The 439-nt window shown below is 47.4% G+C and carries 1 tRNA gene and 1 rRNA gene; both read right to left on the bottom strand.

The window, feature by feature from the left end:
- Positions 1 to 161: 161 nt before the first annotated feature.
- Positions 162 to 237: transfer RNA gene (locus tag BZK42_RS28075), tRNA-Glu, on the bottom strand.
- 85 nt (positions 238 to 322) lie between these two features.
- Positions 323 to 439, bottom strand: a 16S ribosomal RNA gene (locus BZK42_RS28070); the annotation flags it as partial.

The raw sequence follows: 439 nt of genomic DNA, 5'->3' as shown, positions 1-439 counted from the left end.
ACACACCGCTTTTCATTTCTTGTTTACGGAGAAATGAAACAGTGTGTCGTTTCAATTTTCAGCTTGATCCAGATTTTTAAAGAGCAAATATCTCAAACGAGACTCGAAAGTCTGTTTTGAGATACTTCGGTCGGCGACTTTCACTCACACATACCAGCAAGTGGCGTCCCCTAGGGGATTCGAACCCCTGTTACCGCCGTGAAAGGGCGGTGTCCTGGGCCTCTAGACGAAGGGGACACTGAAGTCTCAATCGCAAGACGCCTTGCTATTTACTTTTCATCAGACAATCTGTGTGAGCACTACAAAGGTCGGTTCTTTAAGGTAAGGAGGTGATCCAACCGCAGGTTCCCCTACGGTTACCTTGTTACGACTTCACCCCAGTCATGAATCACAAAGTGGTAAGCGCCCTCCCGAAGGTTAAGCTACCTACTTCTTTTGC

Source organism: Citrobacter braakii, from assembly GCF_002075345.1.
GTDB classification, from domain to species: Bacteria; Pseudomonadota; Gammaproteobacteria; order Enterobacterales; family Enterobacteriaceae; genus Citrobacter; species Citrobacter braakii.
Note: the sequence above shows the minus strand (reverse complement) of the source record. Positions and strands in the feature narration are given on the sequence as shown.